Raw genomic sequence first — 20,017 nt, forward strand, 5'->3', positions numbered from 1 at the left:
ACCCCAGGTTTTGCTTTGGGTCAGGGTTTAATCCAAGTTTTTCAACACCGTCGCCAGCTTGCCGAACAGTTCGTCGATATGCTGTTTCTCCAGCACCAGCGGCGGCGACAGGGCGATGATGTCGCCGGTGGTGCGTATCAGCACGCCATCGGCAAACGCCTGCTTGAAGGCGGTAAACGCCCGCGTGCCGGGCTTGCCGGCGATGGCTTCCAGTTCGATGCCGGCGATCAGGCCGATGCTGCGCAGGTCGATCACGTGCGGCAGGCCTTTCAATGAATGGACGGCATCCTGCCAGTAAGCCTGCATCGCTTTAGCGTGGCCCAGGATGTCCTGTTCCTCGAACACCTGCAAGGTTGCCAGCGCGGCGGCGCAGGCCAGCGGGTGGCCGGAATAGGTGTAGCCGTGGAACAGCTCGATGCCGGGCGGCGCGTCCATGAAGGCGTCGTGAATGTATTTTTTGCTGAATACGGCGCCCATCGGCACCATGCCGTTGGTCAGGCCCTTGGCGGTCGTCATCAGGTCCGGTTCGACCTCGAAATAGTCGGCAGCAAACGGCGTCGTCATGCGGCCAAAGCCGGTAATCACTTCGTCGAAAATCAGCAGGATGCCGTGCTTGGTGCACAGCTCGCGCAGGCGTTTCAGGTAGCCCTTGGGCGGGATCAGCACGCCGGTGGAGCCGGCCACCGGTTCGACGATGACGGCGGCAATCGTCGAGGCGTCGTGCAGGGCGACGATGCGTTCGAGTTCATCGGCCAGGTGGGTGCCGTATTCGGGTTCGCCCTGGGTGTAGGCGTTTTTTTCCAGGTTATGCGTGTGTGGCAAGTGATCGACGCCGGGCAGCATCGGGCCGAAGGTCTTGCGGTTGCCGGCGATGCCACCGACCGAAATGCCACCAAAGCCCACGCCGTGATAGCCGCGTTCGCGGCCGATCAGGCGCGTGCGCCCGCCCTCGCCGCGCGCCTTGTGGTAGGCCAGCGCGATTTTCAGGGCCGTGTCGACGGCTTCGGAACCGGAGTTGGTATAGAACACATGGCCGAATTTATGGCCCGTGTAGTCCATCAGTTTTTCGGCCAGCTCAAAAGCGGCCGGATGGCCCATCTGGAAGGTGGGCGCGAAGTCGAGCTGGCCCACCATCTCGCGGATGGCGCCGACGATCTTCGGCTGCGCATGGCCGCAAGGCACGCACCACAGGCCGGCCGTGCCGTCGAGAATGCGGTTGCCGTCGACATCCTTGTAGTACATGCCTTCGGCCGACACCAGCAGGCGCGGGTTGGCCTTGAAGTCGCGGTTATTGGTAAACGGCATCCAGAATGCCGACATCGATTCCGGCCTAGTTTCGTTCATATGGTTCCCCCAGAAATGCTGACATGCCGCCAAACATTGTTTTTGACGGTGCGTAAAATAATTTACCAGTTGGCAAAAAGCTGATGTAATAATAGGCAGGCCATCGCCGATAAGCACAGATACACAAACGGCAAAAAACCCCAACCGTACAGGTCGTAAAACCACTACAGTTTTGTGCAGGCAGCAGGCAGCATAAGGAGCCACCGTGAAGCACAACGAGGAGCAGGCACCGGAAACAGCTCCAGAAGCCGGCAGCGGCTGGCCGGTACTGGAAATCGGCCGCCACAAGAAAGGCGGCCTGGTCGAGCAGATCGTGATCGCCATCAGCGTCATGGTCGGCAGCCGCGCGCTGCGCATCGGCACGCGCATGCCGTCGGTGCGCCAGTTTGCCAAATGCAATGGTGTCTCGACCTTTACCGTGGTCGAATCGTATGACCGGCTGGTCAACCTGGGGTTGCTGTCGTCGCGGCGCGGCTCCGGCTATTTTGTCGCCCGCCACGACGTGGCCACGTCGCCGCAGGCGGCCGCCCACGCCAGCGCCAGCCCAGCCGCCATCGACGCCCTCGCGCCCGACCTGTATTCGGGCGTGTCCGAGGCGCTGCCGGTGGGCGCCGGCTGGCTGCCGCCGGAAATGTACGGCGAGGCAACCATCCTCGACGCCGTGCGCCAGGCCATGCGCATTCCGGCCAGCCGGCTGCGTGGCTATGGCCACCCGCTCGGTTTTCCCTCGCTGCGCCAGCACCTGGCTTCTACCCTGTCCGACGAACTGTTCCAGGTCGAGCCGGACCAGATACTGCTGACGCACGGCGCCACCCACGGCTTTGATTTGATCCTGCGCAGCCTGACCAAGCCCGGCGACACGGTGCTGGTGGAAGACCCCGGCTACAGCAATCTGCAGTCGCTGATACGCCACCACGGCTGCATCCCGGTCGGCATTGCGCGCGGCGAAGCGGGGCTCGATCTCGATGCGCTGGCGCTGGAGGCGGCGCGCAGCCAGCCGAAGATCATGTTCGTCAACACGGTGCTGCAAAATCCGCTCGGCACTTCGCTCAGCCAGGCGCAGGCGCACCGCTTGCTGGCGCTGGCCGAGCAGTTCGATTTCTGGCTGGTGGAAGACGATATCTACCGCGAGCTGGCCGCGCGCGGCGAAGCGTCGCTGGCGGCGATGGACGGCTTGCGGCGCGTGATCCGCGTCGGCAGCTTTTCCAAGACGCTGTCGCCGGTGCTGCGCGTGGGCTCGATCTGCGCCTCGCCCTCGCTGGTCGCCGAACTGGTGCGCGTGAAAATGCTGGCCGGCCTGACGACCTCGGAAATCAACGAGCGCGCCGTGCTGCACGCGGTCTCGGCGCGGCCCTACAAGCGCATGATCGAGCGCCTGGTGGCGCAGCTGGCCGCGGGGCGCGAGCGCAGCATCGACTGCCTGGCGCAGGCCGGCATGGCGCCCGTGGCGCGTCCGCGCGGCGGCATGTTCGTCAGCGCCGGCTGGCCCGACATTCAAACGCCGCAATGGAACGGCAAGCTGGTGGCCGACCTGGCCCTGAAGGCCGGCATCTTGCTGTCGCCAAATGAATTTTTCATGCTGCGCGCGCCCGAAACCGTGTGGTTCCGCTTCAACGTCGCCTATACCGATACGCCCGTGCTGCAGGCATTCCTGCAATCGATACGCCCACGCTAAAGGCACCACCATGGCCAGCGACAAATCCCCTGCCCCGCAGCTGAAAAGCGCCAGCGGACGGCGCCTGCAGAACCGCGACCGCCTGGAAAGCGACATTTTGCAGCAAGCCGTGCGCGTGTTTGCCGAAAGCGGCTACGAAGGCGCGTCGATCGCGGCCATCGCCGAACGGGCCGGCTTGTCGAAGCAGAACCTGATGTATTATTTTCCGACCAAGCAGCAGCTGTACCAGCGCGTGCTCGACGACGTGCTCGATGACTGGCTGGCGCGCATGGATCTGCTGGCAGATCCGCACGATGAACCGCGCGACGTGCTGCGCGCGTATATCAGCGCCAAGCTGCGCTTTTCACGCGAACAGCCCTGGGCCTCGCGCGTGTATGCCCTGGAAGTGATCAATGGCGCGCCGCTGTACGGCGAGCAGATACGCGAACGAGTGGTGCCGCTGCTGCGCAAGGATATCGCCGTGTTCGAGCAATGGATAGAGGCCGGCAAGATCGCGCCCGTCAACGCCACCCACCTGATGTTTGCCATCTGGGCCATGACGCAGTCATATGCCGATTTTTCGGCGCAGATGGCGCTGGTGCTGGAGCGCAAGCAGCTGCTGCGCCAGGACTTCGACGACGCCGAACAGCTGATAACACGGATGGTGCTGGCGGCCGTGGCCGTGCCTGGACACGTTTCTCCAGACCAAAAAAAACCGCCGTGACAGGCGGTTTGTGAAACAGGCGGCGCAGGCTTACGCCGCGGCCTTGTTCTTGCGGCGGCGCACGGCGAAACCGACCAGGCCCAGGCCGGCCAGCAGCATGGCGTAGGTGCCTGGCTCCGGTACCGGCGAGACGGCGGCCGCGAAGCCGGTCACGTCGGTGGCGGCAAACGCCTTGCTGTTGCCCAGGGTCAGGCTGGCGTTCCAGTCGCCGGCCACCACGGTGCCCAGGATATTGCCGTTGCTGCCGCCGATCACGGCATTGGGCGCCAGCACGCTGCCCAGCACGTCGATGCTGCTGAAATTCACGCTGGTGGCATCGACAAAGTTGAACAGCACATTGTAGCCATTCAAGGCACTCATGCCCATGTTGCTCCAGTTGGCGTTACCGGTCAGGTTGAAGATCACGGTCTTGGTGACGCTGCTGTCGAGCGTGGACTTGAGATTCGTGATCGCGCCAAAATCGCTGGCCTTCATGTTGAACACTTCCACCGATTTGGCGCCACCGGCGCCGCTCGACAAAGTCACTTCCGGCGTGTACCACGGGTTGGCCGTGGTCTTGCCGGTCGCGGCCAGGGCGCCGACGGCACCCGAGGTGGCGCTGACGTTGCTCGCGGTAGTGGCAAATGACATCGATGGCGCCGCCGAGGCCGGCGTATTGGACAGGTTGGTGTTGGCCGCGATATTGGTCGTGCTGGCGTAATAGCCGCCAGCCAGCTGACCATTGGAATACGAGAAATTGCCGCTGGCGATAACGGAATAATTGCCGTAGGCGCCGGTACCGATATTGTACGAGCTGCCGGAAATATTACCGTTTGCAACGATACCGCCGGCGACGCTGTTGTTGCCGAGCGAGATATTGCTGAGGGAATAAAGATTTGCCTTGCCGACCAGGCCGGACAGGTCAAGCACGTCAGCCTGGGCGGTACCCGCGGCCAAGGCGGTGGACAGGATCAACAGCGCTGGCAATTTCGACAAGGTTTTCATTTTATTTCCAAAATTAACATTAACTTACCTCAAGGATATCATATCTACGCCTTTTTACTTGTTTCAAAAATAGATTAGTTGTACTAAATAAACAACAAATATTTTCCAGAGGGCAACTTTGTCAGCATCCGCCAGCAGCAGGCCGGCCGCGCAAGCCTTCAATGAAATTCCCAAGGAACAATATTCCAGTGATAGCATGGCGCGCTCAATACTGACAGAGGACAGGCATGAAACAGTTACCATTGCTGCGCCAGGCGGCCTGCGCGGCGCTCATCACCCTGGCGTCGGCGGCGCAGGCGCAAACGGTGGGCATGATCGAGAACCAGCCCCTGAGCGAAACCTGGCTCAACGCGGGTTTTTATTCGTACCACTTCCAGCGCGACAAGAATTTGAACGATGGCAATCCGGGCCTGGGCGCCGAATACCGTTTTTCCACCGTGGCATCGGCCACCGCCGGCCGCTTCTACAATAGCGACCGCGCCTATTCGAACTACCTCGGCGTGTACTACCAGCCCTTCCATGTCGGCCCGCTGCGGGTGGGCGCCGTGATCGGCGGCTTCAACGGCTATCCGAAGATGCGCGATGGCGGCTGGTTCCCGGCCCTGATCCCCACCGTCAGCTATGAATACCAGCGCGTTGGCGTGAATATCGCCATCGTGCCGTCCTACAAGGACCGCCTGTACGGCGCACTGAGCTTCCAGCTGAAACTGAAGGTCTTCGAGTAAGCGTTTTATCCTGTCATGCCGTCGTTCATGCCGGCGATTCTGCAATTCGTCGCAGTCTTGATGCTGGCCAACAAGCTGCCCGCTATAGTGCAGTCATCGCCAGGCCATCAGATGGCCACGGGCACTCGACAACGACAGGAGAACGGCATGAAAGACATCAATTCGGCACCGGGCAATGCAAGCTTCGACAGTTTCTGGCAAGGCCTGTGCGGCCTGGCGCGCCAGGGCATCGATGCGCTGGGCGCCATGTCCTGGCCGATGCTGCTGGCCTGCGCCATCGGACTGGCCCTGTTCATCACCATCCTGCCGCTGGTGCTGACCCTGTTCCTGATCTTCCTGCTGGTCAAATGGGCCAGCAACAGCGACAGCTTCGGCTGGAATAAAAAAGCCGCAGCGCAACAACCGCCCCAATAAAAAGGGCAAGGGAATCATTCTTGCCGGGCTGGCAAGGGTGGCTTATAGTGGCATGCACCGCGCGGCATGGAACGCCGCGCGCCATCCATGATCGAAGCTACTCCATCCCCGTTACAGGAGTGTTCCCATGAGTATCACCGCAAAAGCCACCAAGGCCACCACCATCGCCTGCCTGCGCTACCACGATGCGCCGGCCGCCATTGCCTGGCTGTGCCAGGCGCTGGGCTTTGAAAAACAGCTGGTCGTGCCGGACAACGACGGCGGCATCGCCCACGCCCAGCTCAGCTTCGGCAACGGCATGATCATGCTCGGCTCCGTCACCGACAGCGAATACGGCCGGCTGATGCGCCAGCCGCGCGAACTGGACGGCGCCAATACGCAAAGCTGCTACCTGGTGGTCGACGACGCCGACAGCGTCTACCGGCGCGCGGTCGAAGCCGGCGCCGAGATCGTGCTCGACATCAAGGATGAAGAATACGGCGGGCGCGGCTTTACCTGCCGCGATCCCGAAGGCCACGTCTGGAGCCTGGGCACATACGACCCATGGTAAAACGGAGAACCATGATCATCAGCATTTCCGCCGCCGGCCTGATACTGACCGGTGGTTTCCTGGCCACCCCCGCGCTGGTCGACAAGAACATCAATCAGGTCTACCCGATCAGCTCGCCGGCGCCGTCAAAGCAGGCCCAGTCGCTGCACCGCAGCCTGTGGGTCGCCGACCTGCACGCGGACAGCCTGCTGTGGCAGCGCGATCTGAACCAGGTGGGCGGACGCGGCCACGTGGACTTTCCGCGCCTGGCGCAAGGCAATGTGGCGCTGCAGGCATTTTCGGTAGTGACCAAAACCCCGCGCAAGATGAATATCGACCGCAACGACGGCGACAGCGACAATATCACCGCGCTGGTGATGGCGCAGGGCTTGCCGCCGGCCACCTGGAACAGCCTGCTGGCACGCGCGCTGTACCAGGCCAAGGAGCTGCACCAGCTGGCCGATGCCAGCCAGGGCAGCATGCGCGTGATCGGCAGCAGCGCCCAGCTGCGCAACTTTATCGCCGCGCGCGACAAGGAGCCGCGCCTGATGGCCGGCTGGCTGACCCTGGAAGGCGCGCATGCGCTGGAAGGCAAGCTCGACAATCTCGATGTACTGTACCGCGCCGGCTACCGCATGGCCGCGCCCACGCATTTTTTCGACACCGAATTGTCGGGCTCGCAACACGGCATGCAAAAGGGCGGCCTGACCCCCTTGGGGCGCGACTGGCTGCGCGCCATGGAGCAGCGCAAGATGATCGTCGACCTGGCGCATGCGTCCGGCCCCACCATCGATGAAGTGTTAACGTTGGCGAAACGGCCCGTGATGGTCTCGCACACGGGCGTGCGCGGCACCTGCGCCAACGGCCGCAACCTCAGCGACGCGCAATTGAAGCGCATCGCCGCGCAAGGCGGGCTGGTGGGCATCGGCTTCTGGAACACCGCCGTCTGCGGCAAGAACGTGACAGCCATCGCGCGCGCCATCAAGCATGCGGTGTCGGTGATGGGCGTGGAACATGTGGCCTACGGCTCGGACTTCGACGGCGCCGTCACCACCGCCATCGATGCGGCCGGCTTGCCGCGCTTGACGCAGGCGCTGCTGGACGCGGGCCTGTCGCCGGCGCAGATACGCCGCATCGCCGGTGAAAACGTGCGCGATTTCCTGTTGAAAAATCTTCCCGACGACGACGCTTAAGCGAGCGCCGCGATCAAGGCCTGGTCCGCCACCTGGCGCGGCTGGATTCGGATCAGCTTGCTGTACAGCGGCGGCAGCGCCTTGCACAGCGCCAGCAAGTCGCTTTCCGCCATGCCAGGCCGCACATACTGGAGTTGCGCCGGATTGTTCTCGGGCAGTGCACCTTCCATGGTTGAGCCATAAGCGCCCAAGGTCATGAAACTGGCGGCGCTATCGTCAAACCCGCCGGACAGCACGAAAGTGCCGTGCTTGGGATGGCCCAGATAGCGTTTGATGTCTTCCTGCTGCGCGCTGTCTTTTCCCACCATCAATGCATGGCGCAGCTGCGCATACTGGCGCGTGCATTCCATGAAGGGTGTGCGGATGAGCGACAGGGCCTGCTGGCCCGGCAGGCACAGCAGCAAGTTGCCGAAGGAATCGAGCAAGGCGGCCGCCTCCCCGGCGCCGCCATTACGGCGATCCTGTTCCATCGCGGCGAGCAGGAACGGCGCCAGGCCGGCATCCGGCGCATGCGGCGCGCTGCGGTATGTCAACGCATCGGGATAGCGCTGGCGCAAGGCGCGCACCACCGCATGGTCGCCCGGCAAGGTGGCCGGATCGCAGGCCGGGTGCTCCTCACCGGCATGCAGTAGCTGCATCACCTGCGTGACCATCGATTCGAACACCAGTGTGCACAGCGCCTGCGTGGCTTCGTTGATGCTCTTGCCGATAAAAAAGGATTTCGGTGGCGCGCCCGATGCGGCGCGCGCATACGGCGTGGCGCCGCGCACGGCCGGATAGCAAAAGCTGTTGCCGGCCTGCGCCCGCAGTGGCGCCGGCAAGGCCGTAAAGGTGGCGGCGCCATCGTAATTGATGCCCGCATTGCCATCGGACGCCGCCACCACCACATTGAAGCCGGCCGCCAGGATGGCGCCGGTACACATGCAGCAGGGATCAAGCGAGGTGACAAGGGTCAGTTCCTGCGGCGGCGGCAAGGCGGCGCCTGCGGCCACTTGCGAAAAATACCAGTCGACCAGCTGGCGTTCGCCATGCGCGGTGGGGTCCAGCACCAGGCCGCCGCGCACCACATTGTTGTGCATCGACTGCAGCACATTGCCAAAGCCGTCGAGCAGCACGCCGCCGACACCGAAAGTGCCCTGGGACTTTGCCACCAGGGCCTGGGCCGCGGCGATCGCCACGGCGGCCTGGATATCGATGGTTTTATTCAACTGAGCTTATTTCATGTCCAGGTCGGAATTGCCGAAGCCATGCGGCAGCAGCCAGCCCGCCGTCACTTCCATGATATCGTTTTTCAGGTTGGTCAGTATCACCGGCAGGTCGGCGCCGCCCATTTCAAAGATTACCTGGCGGCAGGCGCCGCACGGCGAAATCGGTTCCGCCGTATCGCCGGTGACGGCCAGCCTGGCGAAGTCGCCCGGTTTGCAGCCATGCGCGATGGCGCTGAAAAACGCCGTACGCTCGGCGCAATTGCACAGGCCGTAAGCGGCGTTTTCCACATTACAGCCACGAAACACGCGGCCATCCTTGCACAGCAGCGCCGCGCCCACCTTGAAACGCGAGTATGGCGCGTAGGCCAGTTCGCGGCCAGCGTTCGCTTCGGCGATCAGTTCTTCGTTGTTCATTGTTTCCTTATGATTGTTACGGACGAATGGTACGATAAATCACCGGATTAGCCGTCAAGGCGACCGGGCTGATTTCATACGCTTGCTGGATTTCTTTGACGGCCTGCTGCGCCGCCGCTTCCGTGCGCGCGTGCACCATCGCCAGCGGCTGGCCAGCGGCGACCTGCTCGCCCAGCCCGACGAGCTCCGTCAGGCCGACGGCAAAGTCGATCGCATCGGTCGGACGGCGGCGGCCGCCGCCCAAAGACACCACGGCAAGACCGATGCTGCGGCAGTCGCGCACATTGGCAAAACCTGCCGATAGCGCTGGCGCCGGCACCACGAACGGCGCCCGCTCCAGGTGTTTGTCCGGATTCTCGACCAGATCCGCCGGGCCGCCCAGTGCCGACACCATGCGCGAGAAGCGCTCGGCCGCCTCGCCTGAAGCAAGCACCGCTTCAAGCTGGGCGCGCGCTTCTTCTTCGGTGGCGGCCAGGCCGCCCAGCACCAGCATTTCGGCGCACAGCGCCAACGTCACTTCATGCAGGCGCGCCGGGCGCGAACGGCCCGTCAGGTAATCCATTGCGCCGCGCACTTCCAGCGCATTGCCGGCGTACGGCGCCAGCGATTCGTTCATGTCGGTCAAGATGGCCGAGGTCTGCATGCCGGCGCCATTGCCGACGGCAACGATGCTCTCGGCCAGTTCCACCGATTTGTCGTAGGTCGGCATAAAGGCGCCCGTGCCAACTTTCACGTCCATCACCAGCGCATCGAGGCCTGCCGACAGCTTTTTCGACAGGATCGAGCCGGTGATCATGGCCACCGATTCCACCGTGGCGGTGACGTCGCGGATGCTGTAGAAACGCTTGTCGGCCGGCGCCAGCTGCGCCGTCTGGCCGATAATGGCCACGCCGACGTCCTGCACCACCTTGCGGAACAATTCATTGTCCGGCACGGTGCAGTAGCCGGGAATGGCGTCGAACTTGTCGAGCGTGCCGCCGGTATGCCCCAGGCCGCGGCCCGAGATCATCGGCACATAGCCGCCGCAAGCGGCGATCATCGGCCCCAGCAACAGCGACACCACGTCGCCCACGCCGCCCGTCGAATGCTTGTCGACCACCGGACCGGGCAGGTTCAGCGAGCGCCAGTCCAGCACATGGCCCGAGTCGCGCATGGCCAGGGTGAACGCCACGCGCTCGTCCATGTTCATGTCGTTGAAAAACACCGCCATGCCCAGCGCGGCCACCTGGCCTTCGCTGACGCTGCCATCGGTAATGCCGCGCACGAAAAACTCGATTTCCTCGGCACTCAGCACGCCCTTGTCGCGCTTCTTGCGGATGATTTCCTGGGTTAAGAACATAGCAATTCCAATCTGAGAATGAAGACGCGTTTACAGCACATTGACGCCATTGGCCAGCGGCGCCACGCCCAGGTGATGGGCCAGCGTCTGGCCGATATCGGAGAAGCTCTCGGCAATGCCAAGCGCGCGCGGCGCCACGCCAGGGCCGAAGAAGATCATCGGGATATGTTCGCGCGTGTGGTCGGAACCGTGCCAGGTCGGATCGCAGCCATGGTCGGCGGTGATCACCACCAGGTCGCCCGGTTTCAGCTTGGCCATGAATTCGGGCAGGCGTGCATCCATTTCGCGCAGTGCGTCGGCATAGCCGTCGGTATTGCGGCGGTGGCCGTAAGCCTGGTCGAAGTCAACGAAGTTCACGAACGTCAGCGACTTGTCCTGCACTTCATCGGCAGTTTTCAACAGCGCTTCGAACAGCGCCATATTGTCGACGCCTTTCACCACGCGCGAGATGCCTTGCGTGGCGAAAATATCGCTGATCTTGCCCAGGCCGACCACTTCGCCACCGGCGTTTTTCACATGGTCGAGCAAAGTCGGCGCAGGTGGCGCGACGGCGTAGTCGTGGCGGTTGCTGGTGCGCGTGTAGTTGCCGTTGCTGCCAGTGAAGGGGCGCGCGATCACGCGGCCGATATTGTACGGCTCGACCAGTTTGAAGGCCATTTCGCACACTTCATACAGGCGCTCAAGGCCGAACGATTCTTCGTGCGCGGCGATCTGCATCACCGAGTCGCCCGAGGTATAGATGATCAACTTGCCGGTGGCAACGTGTTCATCGCCATGCTGGTTGATGATGTCAGTGCCCGAAGCGTGGCAGTCGCCGAGAAAACCCGGCACGCCGGACTGGGCCTTGAGCTTTTCGGTCAGATCCGAAGGGAAGGACGGCGTGGTGCGCGGGAAATATCCCCAGTCGAATTCGACCGGCACGCCGGCGATTTCCCAGTGGCCGCTTTGCGTGTCCTTGCCGGTGGAACGCTCGCGCGCGGCGCCATACGCGCCGGTAAAACCGTCGCGCTGCTCGAAGCCGGTGGCCCACTCGCCGCTGGCCAGGTGGGCAGCGGCGCCCAGGCCCAGGCGTTCCATGTTCGGCAGTTTCAGGGGGTTGCCGCTTTTGGCGACCGTGCTGGCAATATGGCCAAAGGTATTGGCGCCTGCGTCGCCGTACTTGGCGGCGTCTGGCGTTGCGCCCAGGCCGAAGGAATCGAGCAGGAGGATAAATGCGCGTGACATGATAAGGCTCGCTTTAGGGATGATGCGGATAGTGTAGGCCGGATCGCCCGGCCTCGCCGCGCGCAAGCGTCATGCAAGCCTGGCGCGCGGCAATGGGAATGATGTTAGGCCTGCGGCTTGGCGGCAACATTGGCCAGGAAAGCGAGGATCAGCTTGACTAGGTCTTTCGCGCCGATGGCCGCGTATTTCAGGGTCTGCTCGTGCGACAGGGCAAATGGCGACATGCCTTCGGCCAGGTTGGTAATCACCGAGACGCCCACCACTTTCAGGTCGCAATGGCGGGCCGACACCACTTCCGGCACCACCGACATGCCGACTGTATCGGCGCCCAGGCGGGCCATCATGCGGATCTCGGCGGCGGTCTCGAAGTTCGGGCCAGGATAGGCCACGAACACGCCTTCGTGCAAGGTGATGCCGTTGGCGGCAGCCGTGTCTTTCACTTGCTGGCGCAGTTCGGCGTCATAGGCGTTGGCCATGCTGAAGAAGCGCGGGCCGAAACGGTCGTCGTTCGGGCCGACCATCGGCGTGCCCGGCAACAGGTTGATATGGTCGCTGATGGCCACCAGGCTGCCGGCGTCCACTTCAGGGCGCAAGGAACCGGCGGCATTGGTGACGAACAGCATTTCGCAGCCGAGCAGTTTCAAAGTGCGGATGGCGCTGGTCATCACGCCCATGCCATAGCCTTCGTAGAAATGGCCGCGGCCTTTCATGCACACCACCGCCACGCCCGACAGATTACCGACCACCAGCTCACCGGCATGGCCGTGCACGGTGCTGATCGGGAAGCCCGGCAGTTCGTCAAAGCTGATGCTGACGGCATCCGTCATCTGTTCGGCCAACACGCCCAGGCCGGAACCGAGAATCATCGCCACGCGCGGCTTGAAATTTTCAGGGGCGCGGGCGCGGATGATTTCGGCGGCGTGGAAAGGGGCGTTGTTCGACATGATGGTGTCCTCTGGTTGATGAGTTAGGTATGCGGATCGGTGTTGGATCTTTTGCTTGTATCCTGCAGCGAGCTGATGCGGCAGCTGCGCGCAGATATATCGACGTGCGTATGGGTGCTATCAGGCGCCACTATGCATCAAGCGCAATATGTATGGCAAATACCATTTTTCTTGCGCATTTATACAAAAGATATATAAATGGCCGGCATTATAAAGCAGCCGCACCGGCCCTGCCAGCAACAGCGATTGACAGCTGACGGACAAAAGTTTATTGTCACAAACAATTGTTAAAAAAAGGCCTGCCGTGAACGACCTTTCCAAAAAAGACCAGCTGTATGCGCTGATACGCAGCAATCCCTTTATTTCGCAGCAGGAGCTGGCGACCGAACTGGGCCTGTCGCGCTCGGCCGTGGCTGGCCATATCGCCGGCCTGATCCGCGAACGCCGCCTGCTGGGCCGCGCCTATGTGCTGCCCGACAGCCGCCCGGTGGTGTGCCTGGGTGCGGCCAACCTGGACCGCAAGATGCGTACCCTGGCGACCTTGCAGATGGGCACCTCGAATCCGGTACGCTCGACCGAAGTATTTGGCGGCGTGGGCCGCAATATCGCCGAAAACCTGACCCGCCTGGGCTTGCCGGTGGCGCTGTTGACGGCGCTGGGCGACGATGCGGCCGGCCATGCTCTGCAAACCCATGCCGAAGACGCCGGCATCGACATGCGCGGCAGCTTGCATCTCGCCAACACCGGCAGCGGCACCTATACGGCGGTGCTGGACGAACACGGCGAAATGCTGCTGGCAATGGCCAACATGCAGCTGTATGAACAGCTGACGCCAGCCTTTTTGCACAGCCGCCAGCCGCAGCGCGCACAAGCGGCGCTGACCGTATGCGACCTGAACCTGCCGCTGGACAGCGTGGCGGCGCTGCTGGATGAAGCACGACTGGCCGAGAACAACGCAGCGCCGCTGGTGATCGTGGCCGTGTCGCAACCGAAGATGGCGCATTTGCCGCAGGATTTGTCCGGACTACAACTGCTGATACTGAACCGTGGCGAACTCGAAACGCGCGTCGCGCGCGCCCTGCCGACGGACGAAGCGCTGCGCGCCGCCTGCACTGAAGTGCTGCGCCAGGGCGTGCACCAGTTGATTGTCACGGTCGGCGCAAACGGCGTATTTTTCACCGATGGCGCGGGGCAGGACGCAGCGATGGCCCATCTGCCCGCCCTGGGCGTCGAGGCGGTTGACGTGACCGGCGCCGGCGACGCTTTTTCCGCCGCCGTCTGCTGGTCGCTGTATCACGACAGCAATGATCTGAAACTGGCCTGCCGGCGCGGCCTGAAGCTGGCCGCCATGACCCTGGCGTCGAGCGCCACCGTTTCGCCTTTGATTTCCGCCAGCGTCCTCGACGACGTCGACGACAGCCTTAATTAACCCTTCCTGACAGGATAAAATCATGACCCAACTGCACCCTTCCCTTTTGTTCTCGCAAGAAGTGCTGGACGCGCGCGCGGCCGGCAAGGCCATCGTGGCGCTGGAGTCGACCATTATTTCGCACGGCATGCCGTATCCGCAAAACGTGGAAATGGCGCGCGAAGTGGAACAGATCATCCGTGATGGCGGCGCCGTGCCGGCCACCATCGCCATTATCGACGGCAGGATCTGCATCGGCCTGTCGCCCGAGCAACTCGAACTGCTGGGCACCTCGCCCGACGCCATGAAGGTCAGCCGCCGCGACCTGCCGTTCGTGCTGTCGCAAAAGAAACTTGGCGCCACCACTGTTGCCGCCACCATGATCTGCGCCGAACTGGCCGGCATCAGTGTCTTTGTCACCGGCGGCATCGGCGGCGTGCACCGCGGCGCGGAAACCAGCTTCGATATTTCGGCCGACCTGCAGGAACTGGCACAAACCTCGGTGGCCGTGGTGTGCGCGGGCGTGAAATCGATTCTCGATATCGGCCTGACCCTGGAATACCTGGAAACCCACGGCGTGCCGGTGATCAGCGTGGGCCAGGAAGGCTTCCCGGCATTCTTTACGCGCGAAAGCGGCTTCAAGGCCGATTTCCGCCTCGACAGCGCCGACCAGCAAGCGGCGTTCATCGCTACCAAATGGCAGCTGGGCTTGACCGGCGGCGTGGTGGTCAGCAATCCGGTGCCGGCCGCGCAGGCAATGCCCAAGGAAGAAATCGACGCGATCACGGCGCAGGCGCTGCAGGAAGCGGACGCCGGCGGCGTAAAAGGCAAGCAGGTCACGCCATTTTTGCTCTCGCGCATCAAGCAGCTGACGGACGGGCGCAGCCTGGCCACCAATATTGCGCTGGTCAAGCACAACGCCCAGGTCGGCACCAAGCTCGCCATTGCCATGCAGGCGGTGCTGCCCCGATAATAGGACTGCTGTAAAGAAACGCGCGGGTGCCGACCGGTCCGCGCGTTGTTCCCGCCAGGCACCACGCACGCCAAGGAAAGCATGTCCATCGATCTGAAACAGTTAAAGTATTTTCTCGCCGTTGCCGAGGAGAAAAGCTTCAGCCGTGCGGCCGAGCGCCTGCATATCTCGCAGCCGCCCCTGAGCCAGCAGATCATGAAACTGGAAAACGAGCTGGGCGTGCGCCTGTTTGCGCGCACCACGCGCACCTTCGAGCTGACCGTGGCGGGCAAGGCGCTGATGCACGAAGCGGCCGACCTGCTGGGCAAGATGCGCATGACCATCGACACTATCCGCCAGATCGACCGTGGCGAAGTGGGCCGCCTGCGGGTCGGCATCGTCGGCTCGGCCATGTGGGGTCCGATTCCCAGCCTGCTGGAACAATTCCAGTCAAAATTTCCCCGCGTCACCTGGACCATCCATGAACTGGGGCCCACGGTGCAATACGAAGCGCTGCGCAGCAAGCAGATCGACGTCGGTTTCTGGCGCGAGCCCAAGCTCAATGACGATGACCTGCGCCACGACAATCTGCGCCAGGAACTGTGCTTCCGTGAAAATGTCTGCGTGGCCGTCAATGAACACCACCGGTTGGCAAAAAACGCTACCATCGAACTGATTGACATCGCCGACGAGCCGATGCTGACCCTGGCGCTGGATAAATCGGCCTTTCCCCGCTACCTGGTGCAGTGCTGCGTCAATGCCGGCTTCGAGCCGATGATTTTCCAGGAAGCCAACGAACCGCAAACCCTGCTGGCGATGGTCGGCGTGGGCCTGGGCGTGACCCTGGTACCGGAAACCACCAGCCGCATCGGCTGGCCCGGCGTGGTGTTCCTGCCGATCAAGACCAATCCGCCGTCGGCCAATCTGTATATCAGCTACACCACGCTCGACGATGCGCCCGTAGTGCGCGCTTTCCTGAATATCCTCAATCCGCCGGCCACGTGATTTATATCCATTAGATATAAATCCATAAACAAAAACGTATTTGCCATACATATCGCCAGTGATGCATAGTGGGTCGAGCGCCCATGGCGAACTGTTGCATGCGCATCACACTGGTGGCATGAAAACGACGAGCAGCAGCAATATTCTTCTGCGATACGGTGCAATGTTGATAAGGAACCATCGATTCTTGCATGCGGGACAGGCTAAATCGGCCCCAAATTTTTTGTTTGCCCTATAAAAAATATACAATATCGATCTTCCAGGAGTCAATTCATGAAACTTACACAATTTAGTTTGACGATCGCAGCCGCATTATTGGCTGCTCAAGCGTCCGCGGCTAACCCAAAACTGGGTGTCGTGTATGACGCGGGCGGCAAGTTCGACAAGTCGTTCAACCAATCCGCTTTCGAAGGCGCCGAGCGCTTCAAAAAAGACACCGGCATCTCCTTTATCGAAGTGCAGGCCTCCAGCGACACGCAAGCCGAGCAAGTCATGCGCGGCCTGGCCCGCAAGAAACTCGACATGATCGCCGCGATCGGCTTTGCCCAGACGCAAGCCGTGCAAAAGGTCGCCAAGGAATTTCCCAATGTGAAATTCGTGCTGATCGACGGCCAGGCAGCTGGCGCCAATGTCAATTCGGTGGTGTTCAAGGAAGAAGAAGGCTCCTACCTGGTGGGCGTGGCTGCGGCCATGGCCAGCAAGAGCAAGAAAATCGGCTTTATCGGCGGCATCGACATCCCATTGATCCGCAACTTTGCCTGCGGCTACGCGCAAGGCATCAAGGCCGTCAATCCGAAAGCGGAACTGACGCAAAACATGGTCGGCACCACCTCGGGCGCCTGGAATGACCCGGCCAAAGGTGGCGAACTGGCCCGCTCGCAATTCGAGCGCGGCGTCGACGTGGTCTTCGCGGTCGCCGGCGGCAGCGGCATGGGTACCTTGCAGATGGCCAAGGAAAAAGGCAAGCTGGCGATCGGCGTCGATTCGAACCAGAATCATCTGTACCCGGGCACCATGCTGACCTCGATGGTCAAGCGCGTCGACAACACCGTGTATGACAGCTTCATGCAAGTAAAAAACGGCACCTGGAAAGGCGGCGTCAGCTACAAGGGCCTGAAAGAAGGCGGCGTGGATTGGGCGCTCGACGCGAACAACCGCAAGCTGATCACGCCGGAAATCGAAAAGCGTGTATTGGGTGTACGCAAGGACATTATCGATGGCAAGATCAAAGTGATCGATTACCGCGTCGGCAGCAGCTGCCCGGTTTAACTTTCGTCGTATCTCTGAACGCGCCGCCGGGGTTGACCTCCGCGCGGCGCGTTTCCATGAAACTATCCAGTTAATGAGCCTATGCAGCCAGCAGTAGAATTTCGCAGCATTTCCAAGCATTTTGGACATGTGAAGGCGAACACCGACGTCAGTTTCTCCATCGCCAAGGGCAGCATCCATGGCCTGGTGGGCGAAAATGGCGCCGGCAAATCGACCTTGATGAGCATCCTGTACGGGTATTACCGTGCCGACGGCGGAGAAATCCTGCTCGACGGAAAAGTACAGCCTATCCGCAACAGCCAGGAAGCAATCGAACTGGGCATCGGCATGGTGCACCAGCATTTCATGCTGGTCGAGAACTTTACCGTGCTCGACAACATCATGCTGGGTACGGAAGGCGGTTTCCGCCTGGCCAGCCACCGCGCCGAAGCCGAAGCGAAACTGCGCGAGATCTGTACGCGCTACCGCCTCGACGTCGACCCGCTGGCCAAAATCGAAGACCTGTCGGTCGGCGCCCAGCAGCGCGTGGAAATTCTCAAGCAGATTTACCGCAGCGCCAATATCCTGATCCTCGACGAGCCGACGGCCGTGCTGACGGCCCAGGAAACGGCCTCGCTGTTCGAGATCCTGCGCCTGTTCAAGGAACAGGGCAAGACCATCATCCTGATCACGCACAAGCTGCAAGAGATTTTGGAAATCACCGACAACGTCACCGTCATGCGCGGCGGCACGGTGGTCGGCGCGGTTGAAACGGCCGGTACCTCGAAGGAAGAGCTGGCCAACATGATGGTCGGCCGCCCGATCCAGAGCCATCTGCCGCGCGCGCCCTATAATCCGGGCGCCAAGGTGCTGGAAGTGGACGGCTTGCAACTGGCCGACGAGCAGCAGGTGAAATTGCTGGCCGACATAGGCTTCAATCTGCGCGCCGGCGAAATCGTCGCCATTGCCGGCGTGTCGGGCAACGGCCAGAGCGAGCTGCTGGAAATTTTGTCCGGCATGCGCCTGCCCACTTCGGGCAAGCTGCGCTTCAATGGCAAGGACCTGCCGTTCGGCAAGCGCCATGACGCCGACGGCTTGCCGCTGGTATTCCGCGATCTTGGCATTGCGCATATCCCGGAAGACCGCTTGCGCGATGGCGTGGTGAAAAATTTCTCGGTGATGCAGAACACCATCCTCGGCTACCAGGACCACCTGAAAAACCGCTGGGGCCTGTTCAACTTCAAGGCCATCGGCGCGCGCTGCGCCGAACTGCTGAAAACCTTTGACGTGCGCCCGGCCAATCCGGACCTGCGCATTGGTTTGCTGTCGGGCGGCAACCAGCAAAAAGTGGTGATCGCGCGCGAAGTGCTGGCCAAGCCGAAACTGATGCTGGTCGGGCAACCGACGCGCGGCGTCGATATCGGCACCATTGAAAGCATCCATACGCAATTGCTGGCCCTGCGCGACGCAGGCGTGGCGATCCTGCTGGTGTCGGTCGAACTGGAAGAAGTGCGGGCGCTGGCCGACCGCATTCTGGTCATGTGCGGCGGACGCATCACCGGCGAACTGAAAATTGAAGAATTCGATACCACCCGCATCGGCCTGCTGATGGGGGGAATGCACAAATCATGAATAACGACTTGCCACGCTGGGCGACAGCCTTTGTCATGCCCATGTTAAACCTGCTGTCGGCCTTGCTGGTCGCCGCCCTGGTCATCTATCTGCTCGGCGAAGACCCGGGCGAATCGCTGGGGATCCTCGTCAACAGCGCCATCCTCAATCCGGAAGGTCTGAGCTACACGCTGTTCTACGCCAGCACCTTCATTTTCACGGGTTTATCTGTGTCGGTGGCGATGCAGGCCGGGCTGTTCAATATCGGCAGCGAAGGCCAGATGTATATCGGCGGCCTGGGCCTTACCGTCGCCATGCTGGCCTTCGACCAGACCCTGCCCGCCTGGCTGCTGATCCCGGCCGCCATGATCGGTGCCGCCCTGTTCGGCGCCCTGTGGGGCTTTTTGCCCGGCTACCTGCAAGCCAAACGCGGCAGCCATATCGTGGTCACCACCATCATGTTCAACTTCATCGCCGCCAGCCTGATGAACTTCGTGATCGTGAAATACCTGATCCCGCCAGGCGAGCAGAATACGGCCAGCCGCGTGTTCGCCGAAAGCGGCGAAATGCCGCGCCTGTCGACCTGGTTCCCTGCCTTGGGCGACACGCCGCTGAACATCAGCTTTATCCTGGCCATCATTGCGCTGGCGGTATATGGCGTGATGGTGTGGCGCTCGTCATGGGGCTTCAAGCTGCGCGCCACCGGCCTCAACAAACACGCGGCCCACTATGCGGGCGTGTCGATCAGCAAGATGATCATTATCGTCATGCTGATCTCGGGCGCGCTGGCGGGCCTCGGTTCGGTCAATTCGATCATGGGCTCGACGCATTATCTGTCGCTCAACTTCGTCGGCGGCGCCGGCTTTATCGGCATCGCGATTGCGCTGATGGGCCGCCAGCATCCGGTTGGCATCTTTTTGTCGTCGGTGCTGTTTGGCGCGCTGATACAGGGCGGCTTTGATTTGTCGCTGGAAAAACCGAATATCCCGACCGAGACCTTCATCTTTATCCAGGGCCTGATCATCCTGTTCTGCGGCGCGATGGAAAACTTCTACGCACCGGCCATTTCCGCCCTGCTCAAGCGCACCAAAGGCTAA

19 protein-coding genes are annotated in these 20,017 nt (G+C 61.9%); 12 read left to right on the forward strand and 7 right to left on the reverse strand.

The window, feature by feature from the left end; all coding sequences use genetic code 11:
- Positions 1-27: 27 nt before the first annotated feature.
- The gene (gene aptA / locus AC0Z42_RS11955; RefSeq protein ID WP_485468437.1) at positions 28-1,344 is read right to left on the reverse strand and encodes an omega-aminotransferase AptA; all 1,317 of its coding nucleotides are present in this window, start codon (positions 1,342-1,344) and stop codon (positions 28-30) included.
- A 205-nt stretch (positions 1,345-1,549) separates the two neighbouring features.
- Between aptA and AC0Z42_RS11960 the strand changes: the two genes are divergently transcribed.
- Positions 1,550-3,019, forward strand: coding sequence for an aminotransferase-like domain-containing protein (locus tag AC0Z42_RS11960; RefSeq protein WP_485468438.1), 1,470 nt, complete (start codon positions 1,550-1,552; stop codon positions 3,017-3,019).
- Between the two features lie 10 nt (positions 3,020-3,029).
- Positions 3,030-3,722 (forward strand): TetR family transcriptional regulator C-terminal domain-containing protein, encoded by a 693-nt coding sequence (locus AC0Z42_RS11965; protein WP_485468439.1) that lies wholly within the window; start codon positions 3,030-3,032, stop codon positions 3,720-3,722.
- Positions 3,723-3,752: 30 nt separating this feature from the next.
- Here AC0Z42_RS11965 and AC0Z42_RS11970 read toward each other — a convergent pair whose 3' ends face one another.
- Positions 3,753-4,706 (reverse strand): choice-of-anchor A family protein, encoded by a 954-nt coding sequence (locus AC0Z42_RS11970; RefSeq protein WP_485468440.1) that lies wholly within the window; start codon positions 4,704-4,706, stop codon positions 3,753-3,755.
- A 227-nt stretch (positions 4,707-4,933) separates the two neighbouring features.
- On the opposite strand from AC0Z42_RS11970, the gene AC0Z42_RS11975 reads away from it, so the two are divergent.
- The 4 genes from AC0Z42_RS11975 to AC0Z42_RS11990 all read left to right on the forward strand — a co-directional run bounded on the left by AC0Z42_RS11975 (position 4,934) and on the right by AC0Z42_RS11990 (position 7,567).
- Positions 4,934-5,431 (forward strand): hypothetical protein, encoded by a 498-nt coding sequence (locus AC0Z42_RS11975; protein WP_308922922.1) that lies wholly within the window; start codon positions 4,934-4,936, stop codon positions 5,429-5,431.
- 147 nt (positions 5,432-5,578) lie between these two features.
- Positions 5,579-5,845: a hypothetical protein gene (locus AC0Z42_RS11980; protein WP_485468441.1), complete on the forward strand. Its 267-nt coding sequence runs from the start codon at positions 5,579-5,581 to the stop codon at positions 5,843-5,845.
- A 127-nt stretch (positions 5,846-5,972) separates the two neighbouring features.
- Positions 5,973-6,395, forward strand: coding sequence for a VOC family protein (locus tag AC0Z42_RS11985; protein ID WP_485468442.1), 423 nt, complete (start codon positions 5,973-5,975; stop codon positions 6,393-6,395).
- Between the two features lie 11 nt (positions 6,396-6,406).
- Complete coding sequence (locus AC0Z42_RS11990) at positions 6,407-7,567, forward strand: dipeptidase (protein ID WP_485468443.1); 1,161 nt, start codon at positions 6,407-6,409, stop codon at positions 7,565-7,567.
- Here AC0Z42_RS11990 and AC0Z42_RS11995 read toward each other — a convergent pair.
- The 5 genes from AC0Z42_RS11995 to xapA form a co-directional block, all read right to left on the reverse strand.
- The gene (locus AC0Z42_RS11995; protein WP_485468444.1) at positions 7,564-8,775 is read right to left on the reverse strand and encodes a nucleoside deaminase; all 1,212 of its coding nucleotides are present in this window, start codon (positions 8,773-8,775) and stop codon (positions 7,564-7,566) included. The two genes, AC0Z42_RS11990 and AC0Z42_RS11995, sit on opposite strands and share 4 nt — an antisense overlap.
- A gap of 6 nt (positions 8,776-8,781) precedes the next feature.
- The gene (locus AC0Z42_RS12000) at positions 8,782-9,225 is read right to left on the reverse strand and encodes a cytidine deaminase (protein ID WP_485468471.1); all 444 of its coding nucleotides are present in this window, start codon (positions 9,223-9,225) and stop codon (positions 8,782-8,784) included.
- Entirely contained in the window at positions 9,206-10,528 is a 1,323-nt protein-coding gene (deoA, locus tag AC0Z42_RS12005; RefSeq protein ID WP_485468445.1) for a thymidine phosphorylase, read from the reverse strand. The genes AC0Z42_RS12000 and deoA overlap by 20 nt, the downstream gene beginning before the upstream one ends.
- 30 nt (positions 10,529-10,558) lie before the next feature.
- The gene (locus tag AC0Z42_RS12010) at positions 10,559-11,752 is read right to left on the reverse strand and encodes a phosphopentomutase (protein ID WP_485468446.1); all 1,194 of its coding nucleotides are present in this window, start codon (positions 11,750-11,752) and stop codon (positions 10,559-10,561) included.
- A 104-nt stretch (positions 11,753-11,856) separates the two neighbouring features.
- Complete coding sequence (xapA, locus tag AC0Z42_RS12015; protein ID WP_485468447.1) at positions 11,857-12,696, reverse strand: xanthosine phosphorylase; 840 nt, start codon at positions 12,694-12,696, stop codon at positions 11,857-11,859.
- Between the two features lie 304 nt (positions 12,697-13,000).
- Here xapA and AC0Z42_RS12020 point away from each other — a divergent pair, with 304 nt between their 5' ends.
- From AC0Z42_RS12020 to AC0Z42_RS12045, 6 genes are all read left to right on the forward strand, one after another.
- Entirely contained in the window at positions 13,001-14,125 is a 1,125-nt protein-coding gene (locus AC0Z42_RS12020; RefSeq protein ID WP_485468448.1) for a carbohydrate kinase, read from the forward strand.
- 31 nt (positions 14,126-14,156) lie between these two features.
- A complete protein-coding gene (locus AC0Z42_RS12025) occupies positions 14,157-15,077 on the forward strand; it encodes a pseudouridine-5'-phosphate glycosidase (RefSeq protein WP_485468472.1) in 921 nt (306 codons plus the stop codon).
- Positions 15,078-15,158: 81 nt separating this feature from the next.
- Positions 15,159-16,061: a LysR family transcriptional regulator gene (locus AC0Z42_RS12030; protein WP_485468449.1), complete on the forward strand. Its 903-nt coding sequence runs from the start codon at positions 15,159-15,161 to the stop codon at positions 16,059-16,061.
- Positions 16,062-16,334: 273 nt separating this feature from the next.
- Entirely contained in the window at positions 16,335-17,330 is a 996-nt protein-coding gene (locus AC0Z42_RS12035) for a BMP family lipoprotein (protein ID WP_485468450.1), read from the forward strand.
- 81 nt (positions 17,331-17,411) lie between these two features.
- Positions 17,412-18,941 carry an ABC transporter ATP-binding protein gene (locus tag AC0Z42_RS12040; RefSeq protein WP_485468451.1) on the forward strand — a complete coding sequence of 510 codons (1,530 nt, stop codon included), beginning with the start codon at positions 17,412-17,414 and terminating at the stop codon, positions 18,939-18,941.
- A complete protein-coding gene (locus tag AC0Z42_RS12045) occupies positions 18,938-20,017 on the forward strand; it encodes an ABC transporter permease (RefSeq protein ID WP_485468452.1) in 1,080 nt (359 codons plus the stop codon). Before AC0Z42_RS12040 ends, AC0Z42_RS12045 begins: the two co-directional genes overlap by 4 nt.

Source organism: Janthinobacterium sp. 1L-D-8-B-C4 (assembly GCF_057291295.1).

Coding starts and splice junctions, on each gene's coding strand:
- AC0Z42_RS11985 (WP_485468442.1), top strand. CDS start 5,973: ATGAGTATCACCGCAAAAGCCACCAAGGCCACCACCATCGCCTGCCTG.
- deoA (WP_485468445.1), bottom strand. CDS start 10,528: ATGTTCTTAACCCAGGAAATCATCCGCAAGAAGCGCGACAAGGGCGTG.
- AC0Z42_RS12040 (WP_485468451.1), top strand. CDS start 17,412: ATGCAGCCAGCAGTAGAATTTCGCAGCATTTCCAAGCATTTTGGACAT.
- AC0Z42_RS12010 (WP_485468446.1), bottom strand. CDS start 11,752: ATGTCACGCGCATTTATCCTCCTGCTCGATTCCTTCGGCCTGGGCGCA.
- AC0Z42_RS11990 (WP_485468443.1), top strand. CDS start 6,407: ATGATCATCAGCATTTCCGCCGCCGGCCTGATACTGACCGGTGGTTTC.
- aptA (WP_485468437.1), bottom strand. CDS start 1,344: ATGAACGAAACTAGGCCGGAATCGATGTCGGCATTCTGGATGCCGTTT.
- AC0Z42_RS11975 (WP_308922922.1), top strand. CDS start 4,934: ATGAAACAGTTACCATTGCTGCGCCAGGCGGCCTGCGCGGCGCTCATC.
- AC0Z42_RS12030 (WP_485468449.1), top strand. CDS start 15,159: ATGTCCATCGATCTGAAACAGTTAAAGTATTTTCTCGCCGTTGCCGAG.
- AC0Z42_RS12035 (WP_485468450.1), top strand. CDS start 16,335: ATGAAACTTACACAATTTAGTTTGACGATCGCAGCCGCATTATTGGCT.
- AC0Z42_RS11970 (WP_485468440.1), bottom strand. CDS start 4,706: ATGAAAACCTTGTCGAAATTGCCAGCGCTGTTGATCCTGTCCACCGCC.
- xapA (WP_485468447.1), bottom strand. CDS start 12,696: ATGTCGAACAACGCCCCTTTCCACGCCGCCGAAATCATCCGCGCCCGC.
- AC0Z42_RS11965 (WP_485468439.1), top strand. CDS start 3,030: ATGGCCAGCGACAAATCCCCTGCCCCGCAGCTGAAAAGCGCCAGCGGA.
- AC0Z42_RS12045 (WP_485468452.1), top strand. CDS start 18,938: ATGAATAACGACTTGCCACGCTGGGCGACAGCCTTTGTCATGCCCATG.
- AC0Z42_RS11980 (WP_485468441.1), top strand. CDS start 5,579: ATGAAAGACATCAATTCGGCACCGGGCAATGCAAGCTTCGACAGTTTC.